Genomic DNA, 26,963 nt, shown 5'->3' with positions numbered 1-26,963 from the left:
TGCCTCAGGCTGCGCTCTGATAGGCCCAGCTGCCCTGCGTCGCCAGCGCCGAGCGCACCGAATTGGCCAGGAAACAGTTGGCGTGGGCGTCGTGATGCAGCGCCTCGACGGCGGCTTCGTCCGGCGCCTTCGGCCCGCTGAAGACGACATGCGGCCTGAGCGTCACTGTCGCGACCCACTCCTTGCCGTCGGCATTCTTTTCCATCACGCCTTCGGCGGCATCGGCATATCGGTCGACCCGGTAGCCGCGCATGGCCGCGAGGTTGAGGAACCAGAGCATGTGGCAGCTCGACAGCGCCGCGACATAAGCCTCCTCCGGATCGACATTGGCCGGATTGGAGAACGGCACGCGCACCACATGCGGAGAGCTCGAGGCCGGCACCTCCAGCCCGCCATCGAAGCGCCAGAGATGGGCGCGGCTGTAGCGGTTATCGAGGAAGGTGTCCTCGCCGCGCTGCCAGGTGATCGTCGCGCCATGCGTCGCCATCAGTTTTCTCCGTCTCCCGAGCAGGCCGCGAGCACCACAGCCCGCGTCGCCTGCAGATGCTGTTCGAGGATCGCCTGGGCTGCGGCCGCATCGCTGGCTGCAACCGCGGCGATCAGCTGGCGGTGCTCGTCGGCCCAGCCCTGCTTGCGCGTCCCGGGGCCGAGCGCCTGGACGCTGAAGCGGTCGATCGGGGCGCGCAACTGCCGGAAGAGCGCAAGGCTGCGCGGCCGTTCCGCCGGCCCGTAAAGCGCCTCGTGGAAGGCGATGTCGCCGGAAATCCAGCCGAGCCGGTCGTCGGCGTCCTCCAGCCTGTCTTGCAGCCGCGTCAGCTCACGCAGCGAGCGCTGGTCGTGCCGTCCGAGCGCTCGCGCCAGGAGGTCGCCTTCGACCAGCAGCCGGAGGTCGAACAGTTCGTCGATCTCCACGGCCCGCGGCCGGCTCACGCGGGCGCCGCGGTAATGCGCGATCTCGAGCAGGCCCTCGCTCTGCAACTGCGCCAGCGCCTCGCGCACCGGGATGCGGCTGACGCCGTATTCGGCGGCGATCTGCTCCTGCCGCACCAGTTCGCCCGGACGCCAGCGCCCGGCATCGATCGCCTCGCGCAGGCGCTGGGCGAGGACAGACGCGGTCGTTGCAGGGGCGAGCGGGATGAGAATCATAGGATAATTGTATCCAAAAACAGACTGACCGCAATGCCCCTGAAGCTTCGTCCTTGACGGCCGTTGCGACCTGATCACGGCTGAACGCCGCGATCGGCCGCCAGCGCGACAAATTTACAATGAATTCCGGGGCCGCGCGACTGACCATGCCCGGTCGGGACGGCGTGATGTGCCGGCGAACCGGCGAGGTCGATCCCTCTGCACGGGCCCGGCGAGGCGCGGTCTACATCGCCTTGGCCGCACCGCTCACCATCCAATGCGCGCCATAGCGGTCGGTGAGCATGCCGAAGCGTTCGGCCCAGAATGTCTCTGCGATCGGCATATGGACGGTCCCGCCTTCGGCAAGGGCGGCGAAAATGCGCTCGGCCTGCGCATTATCCTCGACGCCTATGCTGACCGATACGCTTTGCATCGGGCCGTTGCTCTGCTCGGGCGGCGCGTCGGACGCCATCAGCATCTGCCCGCCGGGCAGGACCAGGCAAGCATGCATGATCTTGCTGGCCCAATCCGGGCCGACCGGGGAGGGTGAGCCCTCATACGGGAGCATCGCCTCGATCTTGCCGCCGAGAATCGACTGGTATGCGGTGAAGGCAGCCTCGCATCGACCGTCATAGAACAGATAGGGCGCGAGCTTCATCGCTGCTTCTCCTCAAGTTTGTGGCCACGCCTGTCAGGCGGCATGTCCACTCCAGCAGGGCGCTTCGACAGCTTCGGTCAGGACGATCGCCGCCTCACAGCCATCCTGCGGGCTCTCCGTGTCCGGGGCGCTGTTGTCAGGGCCATGGTGGCGCAGTTACAAGCACCCCGAACGAGAGGATCGTTCGGGTATGACATTCGAGATCGCCGCCACCCCGCAGGAGGCCGTCGACCGGCTGGAGCTGCTCTACGAGCAGGCCCGGACGGCGTTGCGCGACGATTTGCAGCGCTTCTTCACCACCGCCGAGCCGCCGACGCCGGAGGAGCGGGCGCTCTATCGCTACCCGATGCTGCGCGTTACCTACGAGCCCTCGAAGCTGCCGGCCGCAACGCGGCGCGGTTATGCGAAATTCGCCACGCCGGGCATCTATTCGACGACGGTGACGCAGCCGGGCGAGTTCCGGGCCTATCTGCTCGACCAGCTCCAGCCGCTGGTCGAGGAGTATGGTGCGACGATCGAGACCGGCATCAGCAGCCAGGAGATACCCTACCCCTACGCTCTCGACGGTGGGGACGAGCTCGGCCGCGGCACGGTCACGGCCGCCGAGCTCGCCCGTTACTTCCCGACGCCCCTCCTGGCACTGGTCGGCGACGAGATCGCCGACGGCACCTATGAGATCGTCGAGGGCGAGCCGCGCCCGCTCGCGCTGTTCGATGCGGTCCGGGTCGATTACTCGCTGCGCCGGCTGGTTCACTACACCGGCACCGACTGGCGCGCCGTGCAGCCCTGGGTGCTGCTGACCAACTACCATCGCTATGTCGACCAGTTCGTCCGGCTGGCCCTGGCCGAGATCGAGGCTGGGACGGCAGAGGCGCTCGTTGCGCCGGGCGGTATCCGAATCGATCGCGACGGCATCGATGTCAGCGCCGCCGAACGGGTGATGTCGGCGCCCTGGCACCGCTTCCAGATGCCGGCCTATCACCTGATCCGGTCGAGCGGCGAGGGCGTCACGTTGGTCAATATCGGCGTCGGCCCCTCCAACGCCAAGAACATCACCGACCATCTCGCGGTACTCAGGCCCAATTGCTGGCTGATGGTCGGCCATTGCGGCGGCCTGCGCCAGACGCAGATCATCGGCGACTATGTCCTCGCCCACGCCTATCTCCGCCAGGATGGCATCCTGGACGAGCTGGTGCCGCCCGATGTGCCGGTCCCGGCGCTGGCGGAGGTCCAGGTTGCCTTGCAGGAGGCGGCGGCCGAGGTCACAGGCGAAAAAGGCGACCGGCTGAAGCAGCGGCTGCGCACCGGCACGGTCGTCACCCAGGACGATCGCAATTGGGAGCTGCGCTGGAGCAAGGAGCGCAAGCGCATCAACCTGTCGCGCGCCATCGCAGTAGACATGGAGTCCGGTACGATTGCGGCGCAGGGCTATCGCCTGCGCGTGCCCTACGGGACCTTGCTCTGCGTCTCCGACAAGCCCCTCCACGGCGAGATCAAGTTGCCGGGTGCCGCCAACGCCTTCTATGAGCGCGCCGTGGGCGAGCACCTCAAGATCGGCCTCGCCGCGCTGGAAAAGCTCAAGGAAGCCGGCTCATCGATCCATTCGCGCAAGCTCAGGAGCTTCGACGAGCCGCCTTTCAGGTAGTGCCGTCACGCTCGCCCTCATGGCGGGCATCCACGTCTTGAACTCTGCCCGCGATCATTGATGCGAAGACGTGGATGGTCGGGACAAGTCCGACCATGACGACGATATGGCAATCAGGGACTACCCCGCCGGGCAGGCCGCTCCGCTATCGGCCCAGGCCTGCATCAGTTCGCCGAACTGCGCATTCGTCCCCGGTGCCGGCTGGCGGCCCTTGCCGGGGTTCCAGCCCCAGAGCACCAGCGTGTCCGAGGTGACATGCTTGACGATCGCCGCGAGGTCGCGGCTGCCATTGCGGTTCTGGTCCTTGAGCTGCTCGCAGATCTGGCCGAGCGTCTTGCCCTCCCAGGCCATCGAGGCCGGGGCCAGCGCCCAGTGGCCGTCGCCGGGGATGCCGGCCGGGTCGAAGTTCTGCTTGCCGTGGCAGGTGGTGCAGGCGAGGCCGGGCGCACCATGCCCGTCCTTGCCGCGCACCACCATGGGCTGGTGCAGCTGCCTGGCATCGCTCTGGCGCGGCCGTTCCGTCGCCGGGTGGCAGTTCATGCAGCGCGGGTGCTGCAGCACCTTGCCGATCTCGGTGAACAGCGCGACCGAGCGGTCGCGTTGATTGGCGATGCCGGCGAAGCTGGCGGCCGGGCGGAGCGTCGCGGCATCTTGCTGCGGAGCAGTCTGCGCCAGGGAGAGCGCGCTGCCGAGCAGCAAGGTGACGGCGGCAGCCGCCGTGGCGAGAGCGATCGAACGCATCACACGGTCCCTCCGACCATAGGCAGCGACAGCGGCCGCTCGCGCCCGAGCCGCGCCAGCGCATTGGCGACCGCCGGCCCGATCGGCGGCACGCCCGGCTCGCCGACGCCGGTCGGCTTCTCGGCGGATGGCACGATCCGGACCTCGACCTCCGGCATCTCGTGGATGCGCAGCGAGCGATAGCTGTCGAAATTGGTCTGGACGGGCCTGCCCTGGTCGAGCGTCAATTCGCCGTAGAGGGCATGCCCCAGGCCGAAGCCGATGCCGCCCTCGATCTGGGCCCGGATAATGTCGGGATTGACGGCCACGCCGCAGTCGATCGCGCACCAGACCTTGTGAACCTTGGGCTCGCCGCCCTCGCCGAGCGAGACCTCGGCGATCTGCGCCACATACGACCCGAAGCTCTCGACCACGCCGACGCCGCGGGCGCGACCGTTGGCGGGGCCGGGACCGTTCCATTTGGCGAGGTCCGCGACGGCCTTGAGCACGTTTGCCAGACGCGGCTCCTTGCCCATCAGGGCGAGCCGCCCGGCGACCGGGTCCTGGCCCGCCGCCTGCAGCAGCTGGTCGATGAAGCATTCGACCGCATAGCCGGTATGGGTGTGGCCGACCGAACGCCACCACAGGGTCGGCACGCCGACCTTGGTCGTGTGGACCTCGCAGCGGAAATCGGCGACTTCATAGGGGAGATCGTTCGCGCCCTCGACCATGGTGGCGTCGATGCCGTCCTTCACCGTCATCGCCTCGAACGGCGTGCCCAAGAAGAAGGACTGGCCGACGATCGCGTTGCTCCAGGCGGTGATCTTTCCGTCTTTCACCGCACCGCGCATGCGATGCAGGAAGAGCGGCCGGTAATAGCCGCCGGAAAGATCGTCCTCGCGGGTCCAGACCAGCTTGACCGGCCGGTTCGGGCCGATCGCCTTGCCGACCATGGCGAGTTCCGCCGCAAGATGCTGGCTCACCTGCGCGCGCCGGCCGAAGCTGCCGCCGGCCAGCATCGTCTCGAGCTGCACCTTCTCCGGCGGCAGCTCGAGGATCGTCGCGATGGTCTGGTGCTCGGTGGTCTGGAACTGGCTGCCGAAGCGGGCCAGCGCGCCCTGCGCATTCCATTCGAGATAGCCGTCGAGCGGCTCCATCGGCGCATGCGCCAGATAGGGGAAGACATATTCCGCCTCGACCACCTTGTCGGCCTTGGCGAGCACCGCCTCGGCGTCGCCATGCTTGCCGGCGAGCTTGCCTTCCGTGCGGGCGAGCTTGCGATATTCGGCGATCAGCTCGCGGCTGCCGCGCTTCTCGGCGCCGCTCTCGTCCCAGGTCACCTTCAGGGCTTCACGCCCCTTCAGCGCCGGCCACATGCCGGTGCCGTAGACGGCGACGCCCGAGCCGATCTGAAGGACGTCGACGACGCCCTTGATCTTCTTCGCCTCGGTTGCGTCGAAGGAAGCGACCTTGCCGCCGAAGCGTGGCGGCCGGGCGACGACGACCGTCAGCATCTCCGGCGTGCGGATGTCGATGGTGAACTGCGTCTTGCCGGTGGATTTGCCCGGGCTGTCGAGGCGCTTGACCGCACCTTCCTTGCCGATCAGCCGGAACTGCGCAGGGTCCTTGAGCTTGACCTCGGCCGGAGCCTGGAGCTTGGAGGCGGCCTCGGCGAACTCGCCGAAGCGGCCCTGTTTGCCGGAGGCATGCTTGAGCACGCCCTTCTCGACGCTGATCTCGGCTGCCGGAACCTTCCAGGCCTCGGCCGCAGCCTGCACCAGCATGGCTCGGGCGGTGGCGCCGGCCTTGCGCATCTGCTCGTAGGAATTGGCGATCGCCGTCGAGCCGCCGGTGCCCTGCACGCCAAAGGCAAGGTTGGCGTAAAGCTTGACGTCGGCGGGGGCATGCTCGGCCCGCATCTGGCTCCAGTCGGCGTCGAGTTCCTCGGCTGCGAGCGTGGCCAGCCCGGTGAAGGGCCCCTGGCCGAACTCGATATGCTTGACCAGCACCGTGACGGTGTCGTCCTGCGCGATCCGGATGAACGCGTTCGGCGCAAAGGTCGCGTTTCCGCCTGGCCGGAAGGCCTGCGCCGCACCCGATTGCGCCCGGCCGGCCTGCGGCAGGCTCATGCCGATGACGAGCGCGCCGGCGCCCTTCAGGAGGTTGCGGCGCGAAAGGGAGATGTCGTGCGCGGTCATGATCAACCCTCCAACGTGCGTGCGGCGTCGTGGATCGCGGCGCGGATACGGACATAGGTCGCGCAGCGGCAGAGATTGCCGTTCATTGCGAGGTCGATGTCGCGGTCGGTCGGCTTGCGGATCTCCTTGAGCAGGGCGATCGCGCTCATCACTTGGCCGGACTGGCAGTAGCCGCATTGCGGCACGTCGTGCTTAACCCAGGCGGCCTGGATGGCTTCCGCTTCCTTGCCGGCGAGCGCCTCGATCGTGGTGATCTTCGCCTCGCCGATCGCCGAGACCGGCATGGAGCAGGAGCGCAGCGGCTGGCCGTCCATATGGACGGTGCAGGCGCCGCATTGCGCGACTCCGCACCCGAATTTGGTGCCGGTCAGGCCAAGATTGTCGCGCAGCACCCAGAGCAGTGGGGTGTCGTCGTCGACATCGACGCTGTGGCGCGTTCCGTTGACTGTGATGGTATGGGCCATGGCTGCCTCTCTGGCGCTGGGCATGACACAGCGCGGCACCAGGGCTGCCGGATCGAGGCTCGCTCGAAGGCCCGTTCTGACATATCAGAAGGCGGGCGGTGATCCGTCGTCTTGGGTCGCGCGACTAGACGAGTTAGACGTTTTGCGTCTAACTAGAATGGTCGCCGACAGTTTGGATTCTGTCAAGACTGCAAATGAGCGACCGCAGCGAAACTTCCGTAACGTCCGGCGAGGACAGCAAGGGCCGCATCGAGCAGATCGCGGAAGCGGCGCTGCGCCTGTTCGCCCGCTATGGCTACAAGCGCACCTCGATGGACGACATCGCGCGCGAGGCCGGGGTCGCCCGCGCCACACTGTACCTCCACTTCAAGGGCAAGGACGACGTCTTCCGCGCCATGCTCGCGGGCCTCGGCGGCCGTGTCGAGACACGTTGCCGCGAGGCGCTGGCGACGCCCGGCCCGTTCTCGGAGCGGCTGGCTGCGCTGATGGAAGCTCATCACGGCACCGCCTTCGCCGCCTTCAGCGCCGGCGAACATCTCGGCGAATTGAAAGCGGTGATGGTCGCCATCGCGGGAGCCGAGCTTGCCGCGTTCGAGGCGACCTTCGTCAGCTTCGCCCGGCAGCTCTTCGAGGAGGCAGAGGCGCGCGGCGAGATCGCGATCGCGCGCAGCGGCCTTGCGCTGGAGACCTTGATCGCGACGCTGACCCGCGCCGCCGCCGGCGCGAAATATGGCGATCAGCCCTCCTGCGAACATTATCTCGTCCGGCTGCGTGAGGTCGCGACGGTATTTGCGGCTGCGGTCGCGCCGCCCGCATCCGCACGAAGCTGACCCGGGTCCAAGCCGGCCCGTGGGTCTGAGAGCCTCTGACAAGAGCTGCTCGGGTTGGAGGGTCTAAGCCTTTTGTCTAGCGGCGGGAGTTTCGGGGGCTCGGTATGGGGTTCTGCGCACACCTGCGCCGTTGACATGGGCGATATGCGCGGTGCAGCATGCCGCCCGGGGAAACGAACAATCCAGCAATGACTAAGGTTAAGGGCGGATGTCTGAGGATATTATTCTATCGACATCAGGCCTTACGAAAGAATTTGCCGGCTTCACAGCTGTCAACGGCGTCGATCTGAAGGTTCGTCGTGGCTCGATTCACGCTTTGATCGGCCCGAACGGTGCAGGCAAGACGACCTGTTTCAATCTGCTGACCAAGTTCCTGCCGCTGACGCGCGGCCAGATCGTGTATAACGGTCGCGACATCTCACGCGAGAAGCCGGCGGAGATCGCAAGGCTCGGGCTGGTGCGCTCCTTTCAGATCTCGGCTGTGTTCCCGCAGCTCTCGGTCAAGACCAATGTCCGCGTCGCGCTGCAGAGGAAGCGCGGCGACTCGTTCGATTTCTGGCGTTCGGAAAGGGTCCTGTCCTCGCTCGATGCCGAGGCGCTGCGGCTCGTCGACGCCGTCGGCCTCTCGGCCTTCGCCGAGCTGCCGGCGGGCGAGCTCAGCTATGGTCGCAAGCGCGCGCTGGAGATCGCGACCACGCTGGCGCTGGAACCCGAGATGCTGCTTCTCGACGAGCCCATGGCCGGCATGGGCCGCGAGGATATCGAGCGCATCGAGGCCCTGATCCGCAAGGTCTCGAAGGACCGCACCATCCTGATGGTCGAGCACAATCTCTCGGTCGTCGCCGCGCTTTGCGACCGCATCACCGTGCTTGCCCGCGGCCAGGTCCTGGCCGAGGGCGACTACGCCACCGTCTCGAAGGATCCGCGCGTGGTCGAAGCCTATATCGGATCGGGAGTCGGCCATGGCCACTGAAGGACCGGCCACCGGAGCGGTGCTGGAGCGCCCGGCCGTGGCTGGCGGCAAGCCGCTGCTCGCGGTGCGCGGGCTCGAGGCCTGGTATGGCGAGAGCCATGTCCTTCATGGCATCGAGCTTCATGTCGGCGAGGGCGAGGTGGTGACGCTGCTCGGCCGCAACGGCGCCGGCAAGACCACGACGCTGAAGTCGATCATGGGCGTGATCGGCAAGCGCAAGGGTTCGGTCACTTTTGCTGGGCAGGAGACGATCGGGCTTCCGTCGCGCGCCATTGCCCGGCTCGGCATCGGTTATGTTCCGGAGGAGCGCGGCATCTACTCGACCCTCTCGGTCGAGGAGAACCTGCTGCTGCCGCCGCAGGTGAAGCCGGGCGGCCTGCCGGTCGAGCAGATCTTCACGCTCTTCCCCAACCTGAAGGAGCGGCTGCGCAGCCAGGGCACCAAGCTCTCGGGTGGCGAGCAGCAGATGCTGGCGATCGGACGCATCCTGCGCACCGGCGCCAATCTGCTCCTGCTCGACGAGCCGACCGAAGGGCTCGCGCCCGTCATCATCGACCAGATCGGCGCCACCATCCGCATGCTGAAGCAGAAGGGCTTCACCATCGTCCTGGTGGAGCAGAACTTCCGCTTTGCCCAGACCGTCGCCGACCGCCACTACGTCGTCGAGCAGGGCAAGGTCGTCGACATGATCCCGAATGCCGAACTCGACGCCAATATCGACAAGCTTCACGCCTATCTCGGCGTCTGACGCAGGGCGTCCAACAAGAACCGTACGGACATCAGACATCTCAGGGAGATAAGAACATGCAGCTCAAGACATTGCTCGCGGCCACGGCGCTCGGTACGCTGATGGTCTCGCCGGCGCTGGCGCAGCAGATCTCGGTCAAGGCCGGCGTGCTCAACGACCGCTCCGGCCTCTACGCCGACCTTTCGGGCGAAGGCTCGGTGATCGCTGCGCGCCTCGCGGTCGAGGATTTCAAGGCGGCGGAGAAGGGCATCAAGGTCGAGATCGTCTCGGCCGACCACCAGAACAAGCCGGACGTCGGCTCGACCATCGCCCGGCAATGGTATGATCAGGACGGCGTCGACCTGATCCTCGACGTGCCGACCTCCTCGGTCGCGCTGGCAGTGAACCAGATCACGCGCGAGAAGAACAAGGTCCACATCAACTCCGGCGCAGCCTCCTCGGATCTCACCGGCAAGGCCTGCTCGCCGAATACGGTGCACTGGACCTACGACACCTATGCCCTTGCCCAAGGCACCGGCGGCGCCATGACCAAGGCCGGCGGCGACAGCTGGTTCTTCCTCACCGCCGACTACGCCTTCGGCCATGCGCTCGAGCGCGATACCTCGGCGGTGGTGACCAAGGCCGGCGGCAAGGTGCTGGGCGCCGTGCGCACGCCGTTCCCCGGCACGGACTTCTCGTCCTTCCTGTTGCAGGCGCAGGCCTCCAAGGCCAAGGTCATCGGCCTCGCCAATGCCGGCGGCGACACGATCAACTCGATCAAGCAGGCCGGCGAGTTCGGCATCGTCGCCGGGGGCCAGAAGCTCGCCGGACTGCTCGTCTTCGCGACCGACGTGCACGCGCTCGGCCTGCAGACGGCGCAGGGCCTCGTCCTCACCGAATCCTTCTACTGGGACAAGGACGACGGAACCCGCGCCTGGTCGGAGCGCTTCGCCAAGCTCAATGGCGGCAAGAAGCCGTCCATGGTCCAGGCCGGTGTCTATTCCGGCATGCTGCACTATCTGAAGGCGGTCGAGGCGACCAAGAGCAAGGATTCGGCCACCGTCATGGCCAAGATGAAGGAATTGCCGACCGACGATCCGCTGTTCGGCAAGGGCACGGTCCGCGCCGACGGCCGCAAGATGCACGACATGTATCTATACGAGGTCAAGAAGCCTTCCGAATCGAAGGGCCCGTGGGACTATTACAAGCAGGTCGCGGTGCTGAAGGCGGACGACGCCTTCAAGCCGCTGGCCGAGAGCGAGTGCCCGCTCGTCAAGAAGTGACGGGCTGAGCCTGTCCCAATGCGTCGTTCCGGGGCCGCAGATGGCCCCGGACAAGCTTTTTCGGAACGGTCGATCGCATGTTCGAGCTCCTGGGTGTCCCGCCGCAAGCCCTGTTCGGCCAGCTTCTGCTCGGTCTGATCAACGGCTCGTTCTACGCGATCCTGTCGCTTGGCCTGGCGGTGATCTTCGGCCTGCTCAACATCATCAACTTCACCCATGGCGCGCAGTACATGATGGGCGCCTTCGTCGCCTGGATGTGCCTGAACTATCTCGGCATCAACTACTGGGCGGCGCTGCTGCTGGCTCCGATCGTGGTGGGTTTCACCGGCGTGGTGATCGAACGCTTCCTTTTGAAACGCATCGCCCATGTCGACCATCTCTACGGGCTGCTGCTGACCTTCGGCCTGGCGCTGATCATCCAGGGGCTGTTCCGCAACGGCTACGGCTCCTCCGGCCTGCCCTACCAGATCCCGGCCGAACTGCGCGGCGGGTACAATCTCGGCTTCATGTTCCTGCCGACCTATCGCGGCTGGGTCGTCATCGCTTCGCTGATCGTCTGCCTCGCCACCTGGTTCGTGATCGAGAAGACCAAGCTCGGCTCCTATCTGCGCGCCGCGACCGAGAACCCGACCCTGACCCAGGCCTTCGGCATCAATGTGCCGCTGCTGGTGACGCTGACCTATGGCTTCGGCGTCGCGCTGGCAGCCTTCGCCGGCGTGCTGGCTGCGCCGATCTACTCGGTCAACCCGAACATGGGCGCCGACCTGATCATCGTCGTCTTCGCCGTCGTGGTGATCGGCGGCATGGGCTCGATCATGGGCGCGATCGTCACCGGCTTCTCGCTCGGCTTGGTCGAGGGCCTGACCAAGGTGTTCTATCCGGAAGCCTCGGCGACCGTGATCTTCATCATCATGGCGGTCGTGCTTCTGGTGAAGCCGGCCGGCCTGTTCGGCCGCGCCGCGTGAGGAATTGAGATGGCAGACATCGCTTCCACCGACGCTTCCGCCGCCGGCCTCACCATCGCCGAGACCGACGACGGCACGGCGCGCTTGCACCGCAACCTGATGATCGGCATCGCCGTCGTCCTGGTCATCGCGCCCTTCGTCGCCTACCCGGTCTTCGTCATGAAGGTTCTGTGCTTTGCGCTGTTCGCGCTCGCCTTCAACCTTCTGCTCGGCTATGGCGGCCTGCTCTCCTTCGGCCACGCCGCCTATTTCGGCATGGCGAGCTATGTCAGCGCCTACACCGCCAAGCACTGGGGGCTGACGCCGGAGCTCGCCATCCTGGCCGGCACGGGGATCGCCGCGTTGCTCGGGCTCGCCTTCGGTTCGCTCGCGATCCGCCGCCAGGGCATCTATTTCGCCATGATCACCCTGGCCTTGGCGCAGATGGCCTTCTTCTTCTCGCTGCAGACGCCGCGCTTCACCGGCGGCGAGGACGGCATCCAGGCCGTGCCGCGGGGCAAACTGCTCGGTATGGTCAGCCTCGCCGACGATCGCGCCCTCTACTGGCTCGTCGCGGCGGTCTTCATGGGCGGCCTCCTGCTGATCTACCGGATCATCCACTCGCCCTTCGGTCAGGTCTGCAAGGCAATCCGCGACAACGAGCCGCGTGCCATCTCGCTCGGCTACCGCGCCAGCCAGTACAAGCTCGCCGTCTTCGTGCTCTCGGCCGGGCTCGCCGGCCTCGCCGGCGCGACCAAGGCGATCGTCTTCCAGCTGGCGTCGCTCACCGACGTGCACTGGTCGATGTCGGGCGAGGTCGTCCTGATGACGCTGGTCGGCGGCCTTGGCACGGTCTTCGGCCCGATCGCGGGTGCGCTCGTCATCGTCTCCATGCAGAACTTCCTGGCGACGCTCGGCGCATGGGTCACCGTCGTTCAGGGCATCATCTTCGTGATCTGCGTGCTGCTCTTCCGCGAGGGCATCGTCGGCGTCATCGCCAAATGGATCAAGAAGCCCCTGTGACGGCGGCGGCTACTGCTTGAGCAGATAGTCCACTACGGCAGCCCGATCCGCCGCGTTGAGGCCGGCGGGCGGGCTCATCCAGCCGCCGGGCACGATCGCATCGGGATCGGTGAGATAACCGAGCAGTCGCTCGCGGTCCCAGGCGAGGCCTTTTGCCTTCGCCGCCTTGAACGCTGGCGAATAGTCGAATCCTTCGGCCGAGCCGAGCACCCGTCCGTTCAGTCCCGCAAGATGCGGCCCCGCCATGCCGGCCTTGGCGGTATCGAGACTGTGGCAGGACTGGCAGGTCTTGAAGACGGTGGCCCCAGCCGGTTCTTGCGCCTGCACTGCACCGCCGGCAATCAGTCCAAACGCGATGAGCGCAGCCGAGGCCGCCCTCACGCCGGCTTCACCGTCTGGATGCGCACCAGCCGGTTGGTGCCGCTCTCGCCGCCCCAGGCCTCGCCGCTGCGTCCGTCCATCTGGCGGACATTGGCGCCGGGCTTGTCGCTCGGGAAGCTGTTGAACTCCTCGGTCAGCGGGTCGAAGCGGACGACGCTGTTCAGTGCGAAATCGGTCAGCCAGACCTTGTCGGCGTCGTCGACATAGACCGAATAGGTGCGCGGCTTGTTGCCCGGCAATTTCCAGCCCTTCCAGCTGCCGCTTTCGCTGTCATAGGCGGAGACCTGGCCCGAATTCCACTCGCTGACCCAGATCCGGTGCTTCGAATCCGACCAGACCCGGCGCGCGCCCTGGCCCTCGGTCGGCGGGTCGATCACGGTGAAGCTGCCGCTCTGGGTATTGATCCGGGCGATGTAGTTGCCGGCGAGCGAGGCGAACCAGATCTCGCCCGCGGGCGTGCGGGTCATGCCGTAGGGCCCGGCGCCGCGCGGCGCGTCGAAAATGTCCATCTTGCCGGATGTGGGATCGAGCCGGCCGACGATGCCGTTCTGGCCGGTGAACCAGAGCATGCCGGCCTTGTCGAACACCGGCGTGTTGAGATTGGCGCGCTCGCGCCCGGCCGGCAGCTTGAACAGCTCGACCTTGTGGGTCTTGTCGTCGATGCGGGCGATAGCATTCTGGCCGCCCTCGGTGACCCAGGCTGCACCGTCGGGCCCGCGCACAACGCCATGCGGCGCGGCGCCATCCCCGAGCGGGATCACCTTGGTCTGGCTCGTGCGCGGATCGAAGCGCCCGAGCACGCCGTTGCGCTGGCCGCAGACCCAGATCGTGCCGTCGCCGGCATCGGTGACATCGCGCGAGCCCTTGATCTCCGGCACCTCGAAATAGGTGACAATGAACGGGCTGCCGGGCTGGGTTTGCCCGGTCGCCTGCGCGCTGCGCAGGATGAGGTTCGGCGCGGCGAGGCCGGCGATACCGAATTTCAGGAACGAACGGCGCAGCATCGGCGTCTCCTTTCGTAGTCGGCGGCGGATCATCCGCCTCCCGGCGAGAGGCGTAAACCGACAACATCATGAAACTGTGGCTGCGGCCGTGCGGTTCCCTTCGCTCGTGTTCAGCGCTGCCGCTGGACGCCTTCCGGCAGCGTCGAGACGCGCGCCATCTCGCCGCTGCGGAACGCTGCGGGATCGGCGAGATAGTCCAGCGCCATCGGCATGGCATCGACACCCCAGAAGATCTCGCCGTCGATCACAAGGCTCGGCACGCCGAAGACAGCGGCGGCAACCGCGTCCTCGGTCGCCTGGCGCAGCCGGTCCTTCACCTCCTGCTCTCCGATCCGCGCCAGCGCATCGGGAAGGCCGGCGGTATCGGCGACCTCCTGCAGCACGGCGGGATCATTGGCGTCGCGTCCTTCGCCCCAGACGAGACGGAAGGCGGCAGTGACCGCCGCCTCGCTGCCGTCGAGCGCCGTCAGCAGCCGCAGCATCGCGAGCGGGTTGAACGGGTGGGCCGGCGGAAAACGGAAGGGCACGCCCATCGCCTGCGCCAGATGCGTCGAGAGGCGGTAGGTATGGACGCGTTTCGGTGCGACCTCTGCCGGCCCGAGCTGGCCCCAGGCCTTGAGCACCCCGCCGAAGACGATCGGCTTCAGCACGACCGGCCGCTGCTCCCGGATCGCACCCAGCCGCATCAGCGCCAGATGCGCGAAGGGCGAGATGATGTCGAAATACCAGAGGGCGGGCTGGGGCACAGATAGGCTCACTTGATCAGCCTGGCGGCGGGGCGGAACTGCGGGTGCTCGGCTGTACGCAGCCACTCGAAAACCACCATCTCGGTGGTGACGATCTCGGCGCCGCTCCGCTCCAGCCGGCGCAAGGCCGCCTCCTTGTTCTCCGGGGTGCGCGAACCGACCGCGTCCTGCACCACCAGCACGCGGCGCTTGTTCTCCAGCAGCGAGAGCGCGGTCTGGCCGACGCAGACATGCGCCTCGCAGCCGCAGAGGATGAGGTCCTCGTCGCCGGCGATGGCGTCGATGAAGTCGGGCGCGCCGCAGGAATCGAAGCTCATCTTGGCGATGGCGGGCGCGGCCTCGGCCAGCTCCGGCACCGTCGTTCCGAGCCCGGCTGGATTCTGCTCGGTCATCACGATCGGCACGTCCAGCAACCTCGCCGCCGCCACCAGCTTGCCGGCATTGGCGACGAGGCGCGGCCCGTCATGGATTGCCGGCATCAGGCGCGCCTGGAAATCGATGATGACGAGGCGAGAGCGCTTGGCGTTCATCAGGTGCATCGGCATCATCTCCGCAGGAGCCGGTCGAGCTCGGTTTCGACATGGCGCTCCATCAGCAGGCGCGGCGACGCGCCGAACATGCGGATGCGCCGCGTATGCGCCAGCAGCAGCACACCGGAAGCATGGGCGAAGGCGTCGGTCATGATCAAGTCGGCCTGCGCGGCATCGGCACCGAGCGCCAGCGCCGCCGCGCGGATCGGTGCCAAGGTCGCTTCCAGCGCCTCGTTCAGCGTCTTGTCGCGCTCGCGGCCGAGGCCGTGCGGGCGCATGCCGCCGCGGAACAGGTAGAAGCCGAGATCGAGATCGCGCGGATTCTCCGCATAGAAGTCGAAGAAGGCGAGGGCGGCCGCCGAGAAACGTTCTGCCGGTGGGTCCACGGCTGCGACCGCGGCATCGACTGCGGCCTGCAACGCGGCAATCGACCGGCCGAGCACCTCGGCATAAAGCGCTTCCTTGGAGTCGAAATGGAAGTAGAGCGCTGCCGGCGTGTAGCCAGCCTCGGCGGCGATCGCCCGCAACGAGGCGCCGTCCAGCCCCTCGCGCTCGAACACGGTGCGCGCGGCGGCAATGATGCCCTCGCGCTTTGCGTCCGTCGCGGCATAGCGGCCGCGCTTGCGGCGTGCTGCTTCCTCGCCCACTCTGGAACGCCTCCAATCCTCTTGACGAAAATCTAACGCCGTTCAATTTTAACGGCAACAATCGTTCGGGAGGAGGCTATCATGCTGATGGATGCCGCCGGCTATCGCGAATCCCTGCGCGCCTACCAACCGCGCGTCTTCGTCGGCGGGCAACGCGTCGAGAGTGTCGCCGACGAGAAATTGCTGCTGCCCGGGATAAACGGCATCGGCGTGACCTATGATCTCGCCCATGACGAGGCCTACCAGCCGATCATGACGGCGGTGCAGGGCTCCTCCGGCAAGACCGTCAACCGCATGCTCCATATCGACGCCTCGTCGAGCGACCTGCTCGGCAAGCTCGAAGCGGTCCGCCTGGTCTGCAAGATCTCCGGCTGCGCCCAGCGCTACCTGACGCATGACGCCTTCAACGGCATCCTGCAGGCGACGATAAGGGCCGATGCCAATCATGGCACCGACTACACGCAACGCTTCCTCGCCTACATGCATCGGATCCAGGACGAGGACCTGACCTGCGGCGTCGCCATGACCGACGCCAAGGGCGATCGCTCGCTGCGGCCCGGAATGCAGGCCAATCGCGATTCCTATGTTCACATCAAGGAGCGCCGGCCGGACGGCATCGTCATCCGCGGCACCAAGGCGATCGTCACGGGCGCGCCTTACGTCCACGAATTCCTGGTCATGCCCTGCCGCACCCATGCCAAAGGCGACGAGGATTTCGCCCTCTGCTGCGGCGTGCCCTGCGATGCCGAGGGCATCACCATCGTCGCGCGTCCGGCCGGGCGGCCGGGTGATCCCGCCGCGAAGTTCTCGGCGAAATACGGCCAGTCGACCGGCGCCGTGATGTTCGACGACGTCTTCGTGCCCTGGGACCGGGTCTTCATGGCCGGCGAGACCGAGGAGGCCGGCTATCTCACCACCAGCTACGCCACCCATCATCGCCATAGCTGCATCGCCGCCCGGGCCGGCTTCGGCGACCTGCTGATCGGCGCCGGCGCGCTGATCGTCGAAGCCAACGGGCTCGATGCCGACAGGCACTCCCATGTCCGCGAGCAACTGGTCGAGCTGATCACCATCACCGAGAGCTTCTTCGCCTGCGGCGTCGCGGCCTCGGTCTATTGCAGCAAGGACGCTTCGGGCGTGGCGATGCCCGACGCAGTTTTCGCCAATATCGGCAAGCTGCTTCTCGCTACCAAGATCTATGACATGCACCGCATCGCTCATTACGTCTCGGGAGGCTTGATCGTGGCGCTGCCCGGCCCGGATGAGGACCATAACCCCGAGACCGCCGCCTCGCTCGCGGCCGTGCTCACAGGGCGGCCGGACATCCCCTATGAGCAGCGCGCCGAAGTTGCCCGCTTCATCGAGGACCTCACAGTGTCCAAGGAGGCCGGCTGGTATTCGGTGATCTCGCTGCATGGCGGCGGCTCGCCGGAAGCGATGAAGCGCGAGATCTGGCGGAATTACCCGGTCATGGAGAAGGTCGCGCTGGTCGAGAGTCTGCTCGACCGCGGCGTGCTCGCCGACGGCTCGCGGGTGTCGAAGCAGCCCGGCCGCTGCTGCGTCACCGGCTGCGAGGTGCCCGAGCGCGTCACGACGCAGGAGGCGGCGGAATGACCATTCACGCTCACGCCACCCATCAGGTCCTCAACCAGGCCCGTCCGGCGACCGGCTGGAACGCTTTCTCCGGCGATGCTGTGCTGCAGGGCATCGTCGCGCGCGGCGCGCCCTGGGTCGCTGACAAGGCGGCGGCACTCGGCGCCCATGCGGGCGATGCCGAGATCCAGGACCTCGCCCGTCTCGCCAACCGGCACGGGCCGGAACTCAGGACCCACGACCGCTACGGCAATCGCATCGACTGGATCGAATTCCATCCGGCCTGGCACGAGCTGATGCGCCTCGCCTTCGCCCATGAAGTTCCCTCGCTCGCCTGGACCACGAGCGAGCCGAATGGCCATCTCGCCCGCGCGGTGTTGTCCTATCTCTGGAACCAGGTCGAGCACGGGACGGGGTGCCCGACCGGCATGACCTATGCCGCCTTTCCTGGTCTCGCCCAGCCGGAGTTTTCGCTCTGGCGGGAGAAGATTACCTCGGGCCGCTACGACAGGCGCCCGCTGCCGGTGGCGCTTAAAGAGGGCGCCAGCATCGGCTATGCGATGACCGAGAAACAGGGCGGCTCCGACCTGCGCCAGACTCAGACCACCGCCCGCTTCCTCGAGGATACGCCGGAAGGCCGGGTCTATCTGATCACCGGGCACAAATGGTTCTTCTCGGTGCCGCAATCGGACGGGTTCTTCACCCTGGCACGGACGGAAAGTGGCGTTTCCTGCCTGTTCTGCCCGGGCTTCCTGCCCGATGGCAGCCGCAACCGCCTGCAGATCCAGCGCCTCAAGGACAAGGCCGGCAACCGTTCGAACGCCTCCTCCGAAGTAGAATTCCGCGACTGCCTGGGCTGGCTCGTCGGCGGGGAGGGCGCCGGCATCAAGGAAATCCTCAGCCACGCCCATTTGACCCGGCTCGACTTCGCCGTCGGCTCGGCCGGGCTGATGCGCCAGGCGCTGACGCTGGCGCTCAACCACACCCAGTCGCGCCGGGGATTCGGCTCATCTCTGGCCGAGCAGCCGATGATGACCAATATCCTCGCCGATCTCGCCATCGATTCCGAAGCCTCGACGCTGATGGCCTTCCGCGTCGCCGCTGCGACCGATGCGATGGAGACATCAGAGCAAGAGCGCCATCTCGCCCGCGTCACCACCCCGCTGGCGAAGTTCTGGAACTGCAAGCGCGCCGCCGCCTTCGTCGTCGAGGCGCTGGAGTGCCATGGCGGCAACGGCTTCATCGAGGAGAACCCGATGGCGCGGCTCTATCGCGAGGCGCCGCTCAATGCGATCTGGGAGGGCACCTCGAACATGATGTGCATGGACGTGCTGCGCGCCTTCAACCGCGAGCCGCGCACAAGGGAGGCCTTCATGGCCGAGGTCGGCCAGGCGCGCGGCGCCAACCGCGCCCTCGACCGCTGGCTCGACCGGCTCGGTGACGAGGCAGCGAAGCCCCGCAACGATGACGGCCATGGCCGCCGGCTCGCCAATCTGATGGCCTATGCGCTGCAGGCCTCGGAGCTGCGGAAGCACGCCGACGAGGCCGTATTCGAGAGCTTCTGCCGCTCACGGCTCGACGCCGACTGGGGCTATGTCTTCGGCACGCTCGAGCCGTCGCCGGAGCTGGCGGGGATCGTCAGGCGGGCGACGGTGGCGCAGAGCTGAAGCGCGGCCATCGCCGCCGCTCAGGGCAGGTTCTCGCGCAGCACGATCTCGATGCCGGGCCGAGCCGTACCCTCCGCCGCCGGCCGCCCGGCGCGTAAGTTTGCGAAGATCGCGACGCAGCTCATCAGCGTCGCCAGCGGCTGCTGGGTGATCACCGCGTCCATGGTGCCGTCGACGAGCAAGCCGCGCGTCTCCGGCGTCAGCCCATGGCCGACGAAGACGACATCCTGCCGCCCGGCCTCCTTCAGCGCCCGGGCAATGCCTTCCGGCCCGCCGCCGATATTGTAGATGCCGGCGAGATCCGGATGCTGGCCGAGCAGGGTCTTGGTCTGGCGATAATTCTTGGCCTCGTCGTCATGGCCCTCGCGCAGGCCGACCACTTTTATCTCGGGATAAAGCTCCTCGAACAGGTGCAGGAAGCCCATCTCGCGCTCCTCATGGGCGCGGTAGCTCAGGCTGCCGGCGATCATCGCCACCTTCGCCCGGCGCGGTCCGATGAAGCGGGCGATGAGTTGGCCGGCGGTGCGGCCGGCGGCGCGGTTGTCGAGCCCGACATAGGCGGCGCGAGCGGTGTTGGCGATGTCGGAGATCAGCGTCACGCTCGGCACCCCGCGCTCTGCGAGGGCATCGACCGCCTCGCGCACGGTCGGATGCTCCAGCGCCATGAAGGCGACGCCGTCGACCTCGCGGCCTATCCGTCGCAGTTCATGGGCGAGCAGCTCCGGCTTGAAGCTCTCGATATGCTCGACCCTTGCGCGCATGTTGAAGGACGCCAGCTGGTCCTGCGATCCCGCGATCAGCCGCCCGAGCATACCGAGGAAGCGGTTGTTGCCCGCCGGCAGCAGGAAGCCCAGGCGCAGGGGCCTGAGCGCGCTCGCCGGCAGCGCCCCCTCCATGACATAGCCGAGCTCGCCAGCGGCCTTCAGCACGCGCTGCACCGTCGCCGGCCTGACGCCCGGTCGCTGGTTCAGCACCCGGTCGACCGTCGCGGTCGAGACGCCTGCCAGGCGCGCGACATCCTCGACGCGCGCCATCTGGCGCCGGCGCGGTAGCGCGGTCTCCTCGTCAGGATTGCGGATCGGCGCATTCATTCAATCAAAAACCATCAGAAAATGAGCTTGAAGACCATCAGATGCGATTTCTATGCTGAGCGTCAAGCACTCAAGAGCGATCAAATCGCATCAAGTCCGCAGGGAGGACATCATGACCGGACCGAGCCGCCGCACGCTCATCAAGGGCCTAGCCGCCGCCCCCGCCGCATCGCTGATCGGCATGCCCATGATCGCGCGCGCCGCTGAGATCGAGCTGAAATACGGCAACAACCTGCCGCTCAGCCACCCGCTCAACATCCGCGCCCAGCAGGCGGCCGAGCGCGTCGCCAAGGAGACGAACGGGCGGGTCGAGATCAAGATCTTCCCGAACAACCAGCTCGGCGGCGACACCGACATGCTGAGCCAGGTCCGCAATGGCGGAATCACCTTCTTCACCCCGTCGGCACTGGTCATTGCGACCTTGGTGCCGGTCGCGGCGATCAACGCGGTCGGCTTCGCCTTCGCCGACTATGACCAGGTCTGGAAGGCGATGGACGGGCCGGTCGGCGCGCATGTCCGCGCCGCCATCGAGAAGGTCAATCTCTATGCCTTCGAGAAGATGTGGGACAATGGCTTCCGCCAGATGACCACCTCGGGCAAGGCGATCGAGCAGGCAGCCGACATGGCCTCGCTCAAGATCCGCGTGCCGGTCTCGCCGCTCTCGATCTCGATGTTCAAGGCGCTCGGCGCAGCGCCCGCCAGCCTGCAGTTCTCCGAGGTCTATTCGGCGCTGCAGACCAAAGTCGTCGATGCACAGGAGAACCCGCTGCCGATCATCCAGGTCGCCAAGCTCTACGAGGTCCAGAAGAGCTGCGCGGTCTCGAACCATATCTGGGACGGCTTCTGGTTCATCGCCAATGGCCGCGCCTGGAAGGGTCTGCCGCCGGATATCCAGAAGATCGTGGCGTCCGCGATCAACGATGCCGGCGTCGCCCAGCGCGGCGACATCAAGAGCCTCAACGAAACCGTGCAGGCCGATCTGCAGTCGAAGGGGCTTGCCTTCAACAAGACCAACCCCGACAGCTTCCGGGCCAAGCTCCGCGACGGCGGGTTCTACAAGGAATGGCAGGAGCGCTTCGGCGCCGAAGCCTGGGGCCTGCTCGAGGGAGCGGTCGGCAAACTCGCCTGAGCGAGTGAGCCGCAGCCGAATTCTCGGGGAAACGCCATGGACGCTCACGCCGCCACTTTGCCGCCACCGGTCATGCCGGCGACCGGCCTCGGTCGCCTCGCCGACAGGCTCGACCGCGCCGTCGGCACGGTGGTCGAGCTTGTCGCGGCCGTGCTCGTCCTTGCCGAGATCGTCATCTTGGGAGCGGGCGTCACCGCCCGCTACGCCTTCCACGCGCCCTTGGTCTGGTCGGACGAGCTCGCCTCGATCCTGTTCCTCTGGCTTTCCATGCTCGGCGCGGTGGTGGCGCTGCGCCGCGGCGAACATATGCGCATGACCGGGCTCGTCACCCGCGTCGGCCCGCAGGCGCGCCTCCTGCTTGAGGCGCTCGCCATCACCGCCGCGATCGCCTTCCTGGTGATGATCCTGCCGGATGCGCTGGATTATGCCGAGGACGAGCGCTTGATCGTCACGCCGGCGCTGGAGATCGCCAACTCCTGGCGCGCCGCGGCGCTGCCGATCGGCATCGTCCTGATGCTGTTCGCCGCCTTCTGCCGGCTGCTGCGCTTCGGCTCCTGGAAGACCGTCGCGCTGGCTCTCGGGATCACCGTGGCGCTGATCGGCCTGTTCTATCTCGCGGGGCCGGTCCTGAAGCCGCTCGGCAAGCTCAATCTGGTGATCTTCTTCGTCGGCGTCGTCGCGGCCAATGTCTTCGCCGGGGTGCCGATCGCCTTCTCCTTCGCGCTCGCCACCTTCGGCTATCTCGCGCTGACCACGTCCACGCCGATGGTCGTCATGGTCGGCCGGCTCGACGAGGGCATGAGCCATCTCATCCTGCTCGCCGTGCCGCTGTTCATCTTCCTCGGCGCGTTGATCGAGATGACCGGCATGGCCCGCGCCATGATCCAGTTCCTGGCCTCGCTCCTCGGCCATGTCCGCGGCGGACTGTCCTATGTGCTGGTCGGCGCGATGTATCTGGTCTCCGGCATCTCCGGTTCGAAGATCGCCGACATGGCGGCGATCGCCCCTGTCCTGTTCCCGGAGATGCAGAAGCGCGGCGCCAAGCCCGGCGACCTCGTCGCATTGCTCTCGGCGACGGGCGCGCAGACCGAGACGATCCCGCCCTCGATCGTGCTGATCACGATCGGCTCGGTCACCGGCGTCTCGATCGCGGCCCTGTTCACCGGCGGCATGCTGCCGGCGGTCGTGCTCGGCATCGCGCTCTGCTTTGTGGTTTGGTGGCGCAACCGGGGCGAGGATCTCAGCCAGGTCACCAAATATTCGAAGCGCGAGATCGGCAGGCTCTGCCTGATCGCGGCGCCCGCCATCGCACTGCCCTTCGTCATCCGCGCCGCCGTCGTCGAGGGCGTCGCCACCGCGACCGAGGTCTCGACCATCGGCATCGCTTATGCAGTGTTGGCCGGCATCCTGATCTACCGACAGTTCGACTGGCGCCGGCTCAAGCGCATGCTGGTCGACACGGCCTCGCTCACCGGCGCGATCATCTTCATCATCGGCTGCGCCACAGCGATGGCCTGGGGCCTGACGCAATCGGGCTTCTCGCAGGACCTCGCCAAGGTGATGGCGGCCGTCCCGGGCGGCACCTGGGGCTTCCTCGCCATCTCGATCGTCGCCTTCGTCATCCTCGGCAGCGTGCTCGAGGGCATTCCGGCGATCGTGCTGTTCGGCCCGCTGCTCTTCCCGATCGCCAAGCAGATCGGCGTGCACGACGTCCACTATTCGATGGTCGTGATCTTCGCGATGGGCATCGGGCTTTTCGCCCCGCCCTTCGGCGTCGGCTATTACGGCGCCTGCGCGATCTCGAAGATCAATCCCGACGAGGGGCTGAAATACATCTGGGCCTATGTCGCGGCCCTTTTGGTCGGCCTCGTCATCGTCGCCGCCGTGCCGTGGTTCTCCATCGGCTTCCTCTAGTCATCGTTGCAGGAAAGCACCCGCCATGAGCCGTCATTTTGGCCAGATCCGTCAGGCCGGCTATGTCGTCCCCGATATCGAGGCGGCAATGGACTATTGGAGCCGGGTGCTCGGCGTCGGGCCGTTCTTCTACAACCCGAAGGTCCCGATCAGGAACTACCGCTACAAGGGCGAAGCCTACGAGCCGCATAATTCTGTGGCGCTCGCCAATTCCGGCCCGCTGCAGATCGAGCTGATCCAATGCCGCAACGCGGTGCCGTCCATGTACAAGGACTTCACCGATGCCGGCCATAGCGGCCTGCAGCATGTCGCCTACTGGACCTCGGACTACGATGCCGACCTGGAGCGGCTGTTGGCGGAAGGCTTCAAGCCGGTGATGTCCGGCGAAGTCGGCGAGCGCGGCCGCTTCATCTATTTCGACACGCACTACCATCCCGGCACGGTGATCGAGCTCTCGGAAGTCGCCGGCCCCAAGGGCGAGATGTTCCGATTGATCCGCGAGGCGGGCGAGAATTGGGACGGCGAGGACCCGGTGCGCCCCTTCCCCGACCTCAGCAAGCTCTGACGCTTTCGCCTCGGCGCCGCCAAAGGCGGCTTGTCCGGGACGACCGCCATGGTGAGTATCGCGACATGTCCGCTGCCGACCGTTTCACGGCCACCTATCTGATCGAGACGCCGCTCGATCCGCGCAAGGTCGCGGAAATCATGGCCGGCGAGCAGTCGAGCGGCACCTTCACCCGCGTTGCCGGCGAGACCGACGAACTGCGCGACCGCACCCGCGCCGTCGTCATCTCGGTCGAGGACCTCGATAGCGCTGCCGAACCGAGCCTGCCCAATGCCTGGCTGGCGCGGAAAGGCGTCGAGGGGCCGTGGCGTCGCGCCCGGATCACGCTCTCCTTCCCGGTCGACAATGTCGGTCCCAACCTGCCGACATTGGCCTCGATCGTCGCCGGCAATCTGTTCGATCTCGGCGAGGTCACCGGGCTCAGGCTCGAAAGCATGGCCCTGCCGGTTGCCTATCGCCGCCTCTTCCCGCTGCCGACGCGTGGCATCGCCGGCACCCGCCGGGCGACCGGCGTCATGGATGGCCCGATGATCGGCTCGATCATCAAGCCCAATGTCGGCCTGCGTCCCTTCGAGACCGCCGAGCTCGTCGGGCGGCTCTGCGCCGCCGGGCTCGACTTCATCAAGGACGATGAGATCTCGGCTGATCCCGTGCATGCGCCGCTGGCCCAGCGCGTGCCTGCGGTGATGGCCGCGGTGCGCCGTCATCAGGACCGCACCGGCAAGGCGGTGATGGTCGCCTTCAACATCACCGCCGAAACCGACCAGATGCGCCGCCATGCCGAGCTGGTCGAACGCGAGGGCGGCACCTGCGTGATGGTCAGCCTGAACTGGTGCGGCTTTTCGGCGGTCGAGACGCTGCGTCGCTCGACCAGCCTTGCCCTGCACGGCCACCGTAACGGTTTTGGCGCGCTCTCGCGCCATCCATTGCTCGGCATCGGCTTCCAGGCCTACCAGACGCTTTGGCGGCTCGCCGGCGTCGACCACATGCATGTCCACGGCTTGCAGGGGAAGTTTGCACAGGAGGACGGGGAGGTCGTGACCTCCGCCAGGGATTGCGTGACGCCGCTGGCGGATGGCATCGACGATCGCGTGCTACCCGCCTTCTCCTCCGGGCAATGGGCCGGCACGGCGCAGCCGACCTGGGACGCGATCGGCCATGACGATCTGCTGTTCATGGCGGGCGGTGGCATCCTCGCCCATCCCGGCGGGCCGGCGGCCGGCGTCGCCAGCATCCGCCAGGCTTGGGCTGCGGTCGCGGCCGGCGTGCCGCTGAGCGAAGCGGCGAAGAGCCATGACGAGCTCGCGCAGGCGCTCGCCTTCTTTGGCAAGAGCGGCGGCTGAGCATGGCTGAGGCGGCACCCTGCTACGGCTGGTATGGCGACGACTTCACCGGTGCGACCGACACGCTCGCAACGCTGGCGGAGGCCGGACAGCGCGCTCTGCTGTTCCTGCAAATCCCGACGGCCCAGCAGCTTGCGCGCGCCGGATCGCTCGACGCCGTCGGCATTGCGGGGGCGACACGAGCGATGGCGCCCGAGGCTATGGCGCGGGAGCTGGAAGAAGCGGGGCGCTTCTTCGCCACGCTCGGTATCGGCCTGCTGCACTACAAATGCTGCTCGACCTTCGACAGCGCTCCGGATGTCGGCAGCCTTGGCGCGGCGGCACGGGCCTTGCGGCCGCATTTTCCCAATCCATGTCTGCCGGTGATCGGCGGCCAGCCCAATCTCGGGCGCTACTGTCTGTTCGGCACTCTCTTCGCTGCGGCGGGCGCGGGCGGCGTCGTTCACCGAATCGACCGCCACCCGACGATGAGCGTCCATCCGGTGACGCCGATGGGCGAGGCGGATCTGCGGCGGCATCTCCAGGCGCAGGGGCTGGAGCGCGCCGCGCTCGTCGATTACCGCAGCCATGAAGGCGAGGGCGGGCGACGGGCCTTGGACGCTGCGCTCGCTGGAGCGCCCGAAGCCGTCCTTTTCGACGTCTCGCGCCCGTCCGACCTCGCCGCGATCGGCGCCCTGCTGCGCGAGCGCATAAGTGCGGGGCCGATGCTTGCAATCGGCGCCAGCTCGGTGGCACAGGCGATTGCCGGCTTCCCGCAGACCCCCAAGGCCGAGATGCCAAAGCTCGCTCGCTCCGCTTCCGGTGGCAATCTGCTCGCTCTAGTCGGCAGCTTGTCGCCTGTGACCCGCGCCCAGGTCGAGCTCGCCCAAGGCTATGAGCGGATCGCGATCGATCCGGCGCGACTCACTCGCGAACCCGCTTATCTGGAAGCGCTCCGCATCGAAGCCCTGGCCAGCTTGGAACAGAGCAACGTCATGCTGATCACCGACAAGCCGGCCGGCGTACCGGCCGAGACCGGGAAGGTCGCGGCCGCGACCGGAGCGCTGCTGCGAGCGATCATGAGCGACGCGCGGATCAAACGGCTGGTCGTCGCCGGCGGCGACACCTCGACGCTGGCGATCCGCGCGCTCGACCTCTGGGGCCTGTCCTATCGCTCGCCCTGCACGCCGGGCGCGCCGCTCTGCCGCGCCCATAGCGATGATCCCCGGCTCGATGGCCTCGATATCGTGCTGAAGGGCGGCCAGATGGGCACACCCGATTTCTTCAACCGCGTCGCAGAGACGGCCTGAGCCGGTCTCGGCCTACGGGCAGACGTAGCCGCCCTGATTGTCGGGCACGCAGCGCGAGCCGTTGGGCAGGTTGAGGGCGCCGGAGCGATCGCGGCGGACATAGGCGCCGTTGGGCAGGGAAAAGCCGCCGCTCTGGTCGGTCTGGACGCGCGTTCCATCAGGCAGTTGCAGGCCACCAGCGCCGTCGCTGACGATGCGCTTGGTCATTACGGTGGTGCCGGGCGCGGGGCTGGGGGCCAGGCCGGGAGGCGGGGCGCCGAAGCGCTGCGGCTGCGAGCAACCTGCCACGATACCGGTAAGACCAATCGCCCCGGCCACAATAAACGCACGTTTCATCCCAATCCGCCTCCTCAATATCACTTCATCAAATCCGCAGTCTCCGACAGGGCCGGGCTCCGGTCCAGCGCGCCGCCGCGCGCGTGGCAGGATCGTCCAGCGAATGTGCCGCTTTCATGACGATAGGGGTTGAACGTC

27 protein-coding genes are annotated in these 26,963 nt (G+C 67.0%); 14 read left to right on the top strand and 13 right to left on the bottom strand.

Going from position 1 to position 26,963, the window contains the following annotated elements:
* Window positions 1-4: 4 nt before the first annotated feature.
* The 3 genes from BMZ21_RS13450 to BMZ21_RS13440 all read right to left on the bottom strand — a co-directional run bounded on the left by BMZ21_RS13450 (window position 5) and on the right by BMZ21_RS13440 (window position 1,783).
* Window positions 5-487, bottom strand: a complete 483-nt coding sequence (locus BMZ21_RS13450) for an OsmC family protein (protein WP_091834900.1) — start codon at window positions 485-487, stop codon at window positions 5-7.
* Window positions 487-1,146, bottom strand: coding sequence for a GntR family transcriptional regulator (locus tag BMZ21_RS13445; protein ID WP_091834897.1), 660 nt, complete (start codon window positions 1,144-1,146; stop codon window positions 487-489). Before BMZ21_RS13445 ends, BMZ21_RS13450 begins: the two co-directional genes overlap by 1 nt.
* Before the next feature lie 223 nt (window positions 1,147-1,369).
* On the bottom strand, window positions 1,370-1,783 hold the full coding sequence (locus BMZ21_RS13440) for a VOC family protein (RefSeq protein WP_091834893.1): 414 nt from the start codon (window positions 1,781-1,783) through the stop codon (window positions 1,370-1,372).
* A gap of 190 nt (window positions 1,784-1,973) precedes the next feature.
* Between BMZ21_RS13440 and BMZ21_RS13435 the strand changes: the two genes are divergently transcribed.
* On the top strand, window positions 1,974-3,428 hold the full coding sequence (locus tag BMZ21_RS13435; RefSeq protein WP_091834889.1) for an AMP nucleosidase: 1,455 nt from the start codon (window positions 1,974-1,976) through the stop codon (window positions 3,426-3,428).
* Between the two features lie 120 nt (window positions 3,429-3,548).
* Here BMZ21_RS13435 and BMZ21_RS13430 read toward each other — a convergent pair whose 3' ends face one another.
* The 3 genes from BMZ21_RS13430 to BMZ21_RS13420 are packed head-to-tail and all read right to left on the bottom strand — an operon-like array spanning window position 3,549 to window position 6,810.
* Entirely contained in the window at window positions 3,549-4,169 is a 621-nt protein-coding gene (locus tag BMZ21_RS13430) for an Isoquinoline 1-oxidoreductase subunit (protein ID WP_091834886.1), read from the bottom strand.
* Window positions 4,169-6,346, bottom strand: a complete 2,178-nt coding sequence (locus tag BMZ21_RS13425; protein ID WP_091834883.1) for a xanthine dehydrogenase family protein molybdopterin-binding subunit — start codon at window positions 6,344-6,346, stop codon at window positions 4,169-4,171. The genes BMZ21_RS13430 and BMZ21_RS13425 overlap by 1 nt, the downstream gene beginning before the upstream one ends.
* Before the next feature lie 2 nt (window positions 6,347-6,348).
* Entirely contained in the window at window positions 6,349-6,810 is a 462-nt protein-coding gene (locus BMZ21_RS13420; protein WP_091834880.1) for a (2Fe-2S)-binding protein, read from the bottom strand.
* A gap of 194 nt (window positions 6,811-7,004) precedes the next feature.
* Here BMZ21_RS13420 and BMZ21_RS13415 point away from each other — a divergent pair, with 194 nt between their 5' ends.
* From BMZ21_RS13415 to BMZ21_RS13390, 6 genes are all read left to right on the top strand, one after another.
* The gene (locus tag BMZ21_RS13415) at window positions 7,005-7,640 is read left to right on the top strand and encodes a TetR/AcrR family transcriptional regulator (RefSeq protein WP_091834877.1); all 636 of its coding nucleotides are present in this window, start codon (window positions 7,005-7,007) and stop codon (window positions 7,638-7,640) included.
* Between the two features lie 208 nt (window positions 7,641-7,848).
* Entirely contained in the window at window positions 7,849-8,613 is a 765-nt protein-coding gene (locus BMZ21_RS13410) for an ABC transporter ATP-binding protein (RefSeq protein WP_091834874.1), read from the top strand.
* Entirely contained in the window at window positions 8,603-9,361 is a 759-nt protein-coding gene (locus tag BMZ21_RS13405; RefSeq protein WP_091834871.1) for an ABC transporter ATP-binding protein, read from the top strand. Before BMZ21_RS13410 ends, BMZ21_RS13405 begins: the two co-directional genes overlap by 11 nt.
* A 56-nt stretch (window positions 9,362-9,417) precedes the next feature.
* A complete protein-coding gene (locus BMZ21_RS13400; protein ID WP_091834868.1) occupies window positions 9,418-10,623 on the top strand; it encodes an ABC transporter substrate-binding protein in 1,206 nt (401 codons plus the stop codon).
* A gap of 77 nt (window positions 10,624-10,700) precedes the next feature.
* The gene (locus BMZ21_RS13395) at window positions 10,701-11,588 is read left to right on the top strand and encodes a branched-chain amino acid ABC transporter permease (protein ID WP_091834865.1); all 888 of its coding nucleotides are present in this window, start codon (window positions 10,701-10,703) and stop codon (window positions 11,586-11,588) included.
* Between the two features lie 9 nt (window positions 11,589-11,597).
* Window positions 11,598-12,590 (top strand): branched-chain amino acid ABC transporter permease, encoded by a 993-nt coding sequence (locus BMZ21_RS13390; RefSeq protein WP_091834862.1) that lies wholly within the window; start codon window positions 11,598-11,600, stop codon window positions 12,588-12,590.
* A gap of 9 nt (window positions 12,591-12,599) precedes the next feature.
* Here the strand turns inward: BMZ21_RS13390 and BMZ21_RS13385 are convergent, their stop codons facing one another.
* The 5 genes from BMZ21_RS13385 to BMZ21_RS13365 all read right to left on the bottom strand — a co-directional run bounded on the left by BMZ21_RS13385 (window position 12,600) and on the right by BMZ21_RS13365 (window position 15,898).
* Complete coding sequence (locus BMZ21_RS13385; RefSeq protein ID WP_167561633.1) at window positions 12,600-12,971, bottom strand: c-type cytochrome; 372 nt, start codon at window positions 12,969-12,971, stop codon at window positions 12,600-12,602.
* The gene (locus tag BMZ21_RS13380) at window positions 12,968-13,975 is read right to left on the bottom strand and encodes a Vgb family protein (protein WP_091834856.1); all 1,008 of its coding nucleotides are present in this window, start codon (window positions 13,973-13,975) and stop codon (window positions 12,968-12,970) included. The genes BMZ21_RS13385 and BMZ21_RS13380 overlap by 4 nt, the downstream gene beginning before the upstream one ends.
* 110 nt (window positions 13,976-14,085) lie before the next feature.
* Window positions 14,086-14,721 (bottom strand): 2-hydroxychromene-2-carboxylate isomerase, encoded by a 636-nt coding sequence (locus BMZ21_RS13375; protein WP_091834854.1) that lies wholly within the window; start codon window positions 14,719-14,721, stop codon window positions 14,086-14,088.
* Window positions 14,722-14,729: 8 nt separating this feature from the next.
* Window positions 14,730-15,260: a hydrolase gene (locus tag BMZ21_RS13370; RefSeq protein ID WP_091836023.1), complete on the bottom strand. Its 531-nt coding sequence runs from the start codon at window positions 15,258-15,260 to the stop codon at window positions 14,730-14,732.
* Window positions 15,261-15,265: 5 nt separating this feature from the next.
* Window positions 15,266-15,898 (bottom strand): TetR/AcrR family transcriptional regulator, encoded by a 633-nt coding sequence (locus tag BMZ21_RS13365; RefSeq protein ID WP_091834851.1) that lies wholly within the window; start codon window positions 15,896-15,898, stop codon window positions 15,266-15,268.
* An 81-nt stretch (window positions 15,899-15,979) separates the two neighbouring features.
* Here BMZ21_RS13365 and BMZ21_RS13360 point away from each other — a divergent pair, with 81 nt between their 5' ends.
* Together BMZ21_RS13360 and BMZ21_RS13355 are read left to right on the top strand one after the other, a co-directional pair.
* Window positions 15,980-17,512: a 4-hydroxyphenylacetate 3-hydroxylase family protein gene (locus BMZ21_RS13360; RefSeq protein ID WP_091834848.1), complete on the top strand. Its 1,533-nt coding sequence runs from the start codon at window positions 15,980-15,982 to the stop codon at window positions 17,510-17,512.
* Window positions 17,509-19,158: an acyl-CoA dehydrogenase family protein gene (locus tag BMZ21_RS13355; RefSeq protein WP_091834846.1), complete on the top strand. Its 1,650-nt coding sequence runs from the start codon at window positions 17,509-17,511 to the stop codon at window positions 19,156-19,158. Before BMZ21_RS13360 ends, BMZ21_RS13355 begins: the two co-directional genes overlap by 4 nt.
* Window positions 19,159-19,178: 20 nt before the next feature.
* Here the strand turns inward: BMZ21_RS13355 and BMZ21_RS13350 are convergent, their stop codons facing one another.
* Window positions 19,179-20,249: a LacI family DNA-binding transcriptional regulator gene (locus BMZ21_RS13350; protein WP_091834843.1), complete on the bottom strand. Its 1,071-nt coding sequence runs from the start codon at window positions 20,247-20,249 to the stop codon at window positions 19,179-19,181.
* Between the two features lie 112 nt (window positions 20,250-20,361).
* Here BMZ21_RS13350 and BMZ21_RS13345 point away from each other — a divergent pair, with 112 nt between their 5' ends.
* From BMZ21_RS13345 to BMZ21_RS13325, 5 genes are all read left to right on the top strand, one after another.
* Window positions 20,362-21,378 carry a TRAP transporter substrate-binding protein gene (locus BMZ21_RS13345; protein WP_091836020.1) on the top strand — a complete coding sequence of 339 codons (1,017 nt, stop codon included), beginning with the start codon at window positions 20,362-20,364 and terminating at the stop codon, window positions 21,376-21,378.
* Between the two features lie 36 nt (window positions 21,379-21,414).
* Entirely contained in the window at window positions 21,415-23,292 is a 1,878-nt protein-coding gene (locus tag BMZ21_RS13340) for a TRAP transporter large permease (protein WP_091834840.1), read from the top strand.
* A 25-nt stretch (window positions 23,293-23,317) separates the two neighbouring features.
* Window positions 23,318-23,857: a VOC family protein gene (locus BMZ21_RS13335; RefSeq protein ID WP_091834837.1), complete on the top strand. Its 540-nt coding sequence runs from the start codon at window positions 23,318-23,320 to the stop codon at window positions 23,855-23,857.
* Between the two features lie 65 nt (window positions 23,858-23,922).
* Window positions 23,923-25,200: a ribulose-bisphosphate carboxylase large subunit family protein gene (locus BMZ21_RS13330; protein ID WP_091834834.1), complete on the top strand. Its 1,278-nt coding sequence runs from the start codon at window positions 23,923-23,925 to the stop codon at window positions 25,198-25,200.
* A gap of 2 nt (window positions 25,201-25,202) precedes the next feature.
* A complete protein-coding gene (locus BMZ21_RS13325) occupies window positions 25,203-26,489 on the top strand; it encodes a four-carbon acid sugar kinase family protein (RefSeq protein WP_091834831.1) in 1,287 nt (428 codons plus the stop codon).
* Window positions 26,490-26,501: 12 nt separating this feature from the next.
* Here the strand turns inward: BMZ21_RS13325 and BMZ21_RS29925 are convergent, their stop codons facing one another.
* On the bottom strand, window positions 26,502-26,825 hold the full coding sequence (locus BMZ21_RS29925; RefSeq protein WP_143079706.1) for a hypothetical protein: 324 nt from the start codon (window positions 26,823-26,825) through the stop codon (window positions 26,502-26,504).
* Window positions 26,826-26,963: the final 138 nt, after the last annotated feature.

The organism is Allobosea lupini (assembly GCF_900109525.1).
Classification (GTDB): domain Bacteria; phylum Pseudomonadota; class Alphaproteobacteria; order Rhizobiales; family Beijerinckiaceae; genus Allobosea; species Allobosea lupini.
Note: the sequence above shows the minus strand (reverse complement) of the source record. Positions and strands in the feature narration are given on the sequence as shown.

What these genes read in the sequence shown, in the direction of transcription:
- BMZ21_RS13450 (WP_091834900.1), bottom strand. Translation starts at nt 487, where the DNA reads ATGGCGACGCATGGCGCGACGATCACCTGGCAGCGCGGCGAGGACACC.
- BMZ21_RS13445 (WP_091834897.1), bottom strand. Translation starts at nt 1,146, where the DNA reads ATGATTCTCATCCCGCTCGCCCCTGCAACGACCGCGTCTGTCCTCGCC.
- BMZ21_RS13440 (WP_091834893.1), bottom strand. Translation starts at nt 1,783, where the DNA reads ATGAAGCTCGCGCCCTATCTGTTCTATGACGGTCGATGCGAGGCTGCC.
- BMZ21_RS13435 (WP_091834889.1), top strand. Translation starts at nt 1,974, where the DNA reads ATGACATTCGAGATCGCCGCCACCCCGCAGGAGGCCGTCGACCGGCTG.
- BMZ21_RS13430 (WP_091834886.1), bottom strand. Translation starts at nt 4,169, where the DNA reads ATGCGTTCGATCGCTCTCGCCACGGCGGCTGCCGCCGTCACCTTGCTG.
- BMZ21_RS13425 (WP_091834883.1), bottom strand. Translation starts at nt 6,346, where the DNA reads ATGACCGCGCACGACATCTCCCTTTCGCGCCGCAACCTCCTGAAGGGC.
- BMZ21_RS13420 (WP_091834880.1), bottom strand. Translation starts at nt 6,810, where the DNA reads ATGGCCCATACCATCACAGTCAACGGAACGCGCCACAGCGTCGATGTC.
- BMZ21_RS13415 (WP_091834877.1), top strand. Translation starts at nt 7,005, where the DNA reads ATGAGCGACCGCAGCGAAACTTCCGTAACGTCCGGCGAGGACAGCAAG.
- BMZ21_RS13410 (WP_091834874.1), top strand. Translation starts at nt 7,849, where the DNA reads ATGTCTGAGGATATTATTCTATCGACATCAGGCCTTACGAAAGAATTT.
- BMZ21_RS13405 (WP_091834871.1), top strand. Translation starts at nt 8,603, where the DNA reads ATGGCCACTGAAGGACCGGCCACCGGAGCGGTGCTGGAGCGCCCGGCC.
- BMZ21_RS13400 (WP_091834868.1), top strand. Translation starts at nt 9,418, where the DNA reads ATGCAGCTCAAGACATTGCTCGCGGCCACGGCGCTCGGTACGCTGATG.
- BMZ21_RS13395 (WP_091834865.1), top strand. Translation starts at nt 10,701, where the DNA reads ATGTTCGAGCTCCTGGGTGTCCCGCCGCAAGCCCTGTTCGGCCAGCTT.
- BMZ21_RS13390 (WP_091834862.1), top strand. Translation starts at nt 11,598, where the DNA reads ATGGCAGACATCGCTTCCACCGACGCTTCCGCCGCCGGCCTCACCATC.
- BMZ21_RS13380 (WP_091834856.1), bottom strand. Translation starts at nt 13,975, where the DNA reads ATGCTGCGCCGTTCGTTCCTGAAATTCGGTATCGCCGGCCTCGCCGCG.
- BMZ21_RS13370 (WP_091836023.1), bottom strand. Translation starts at nt 15,260, where the DNA reads ATGCACCTGATGAACGCCAAGCGCTCTCGCCTCGTCATCATCGATTTC.
- BMZ21_RS13360 (WP_091834848.1), top strand. Translation starts at nt 15,980, where the DNA reads ATGCTGATGGATGCCGCCGGCTATCGCGAATCCCTGCGCGCCTACCAA.
- BMZ21_RS13355 (WP_091834846.1), top strand. Translation starts at nt 17,509, where the DNA reads ATGACCATTCACGCTCACGCCACCCATCAGGTCCTCAACCAGGCCCGT.
- BMZ21_RS13350 (WP_091834843.1), bottom strand. Translation starts at nt 20,249, where the DNA reads ATGAATGCGCCGATCCGCAATCCTGACGAGGAGACCGCGCTACCGCGC.
- BMZ21_RS13345 (WP_091836020.1), top strand. Translation starts at nt 20,362, where the DNA reads ATGACCGGACCGAGCCGCCGCACGCTCATCAAGGGCCTAGCCGCCGCC.
- BMZ21_RS13340 (WP_091834840.1), top strand. Translation starts at nt 21,415, where the DNA reads ATGGACGCTCACGCCGCCACTTTGCCGCCACCGGTCATGCCGGCGACC.
- BMZ21_RS13335 (WP_091834837.1), top strand. Translation starts at nt 23,318, where the DNA reads ATGAGCCGTCATTTTGGCCAGATCCGTCAGGCCGGCTATGTCGTCCCC.
- BMZ21_RS13330 (WP_091834834.1), top strand. Translation starts at nt 23,923, where the DNA reads ATGTCCGCTGCCGACCGTTTCACGGCCACCTATCTGATCGAGACGCCG.
- BMZ21_RS13325 (WP_091834831.1), top strand. Translation starts at nt 25,203, where the DNA reads ATGGCTGAGGCGGCACCCTGCTACGGCTGGTATGGCGACGACTTCACC.
- BMZ21_RS29925 (WP_143079706.1), bottom strand. Translation starts at nt 26,825, where the DNA reads ATGAAACGTGCGTTTATTGTGGCCGGGGCGATTGGTCTTACCGGTATC.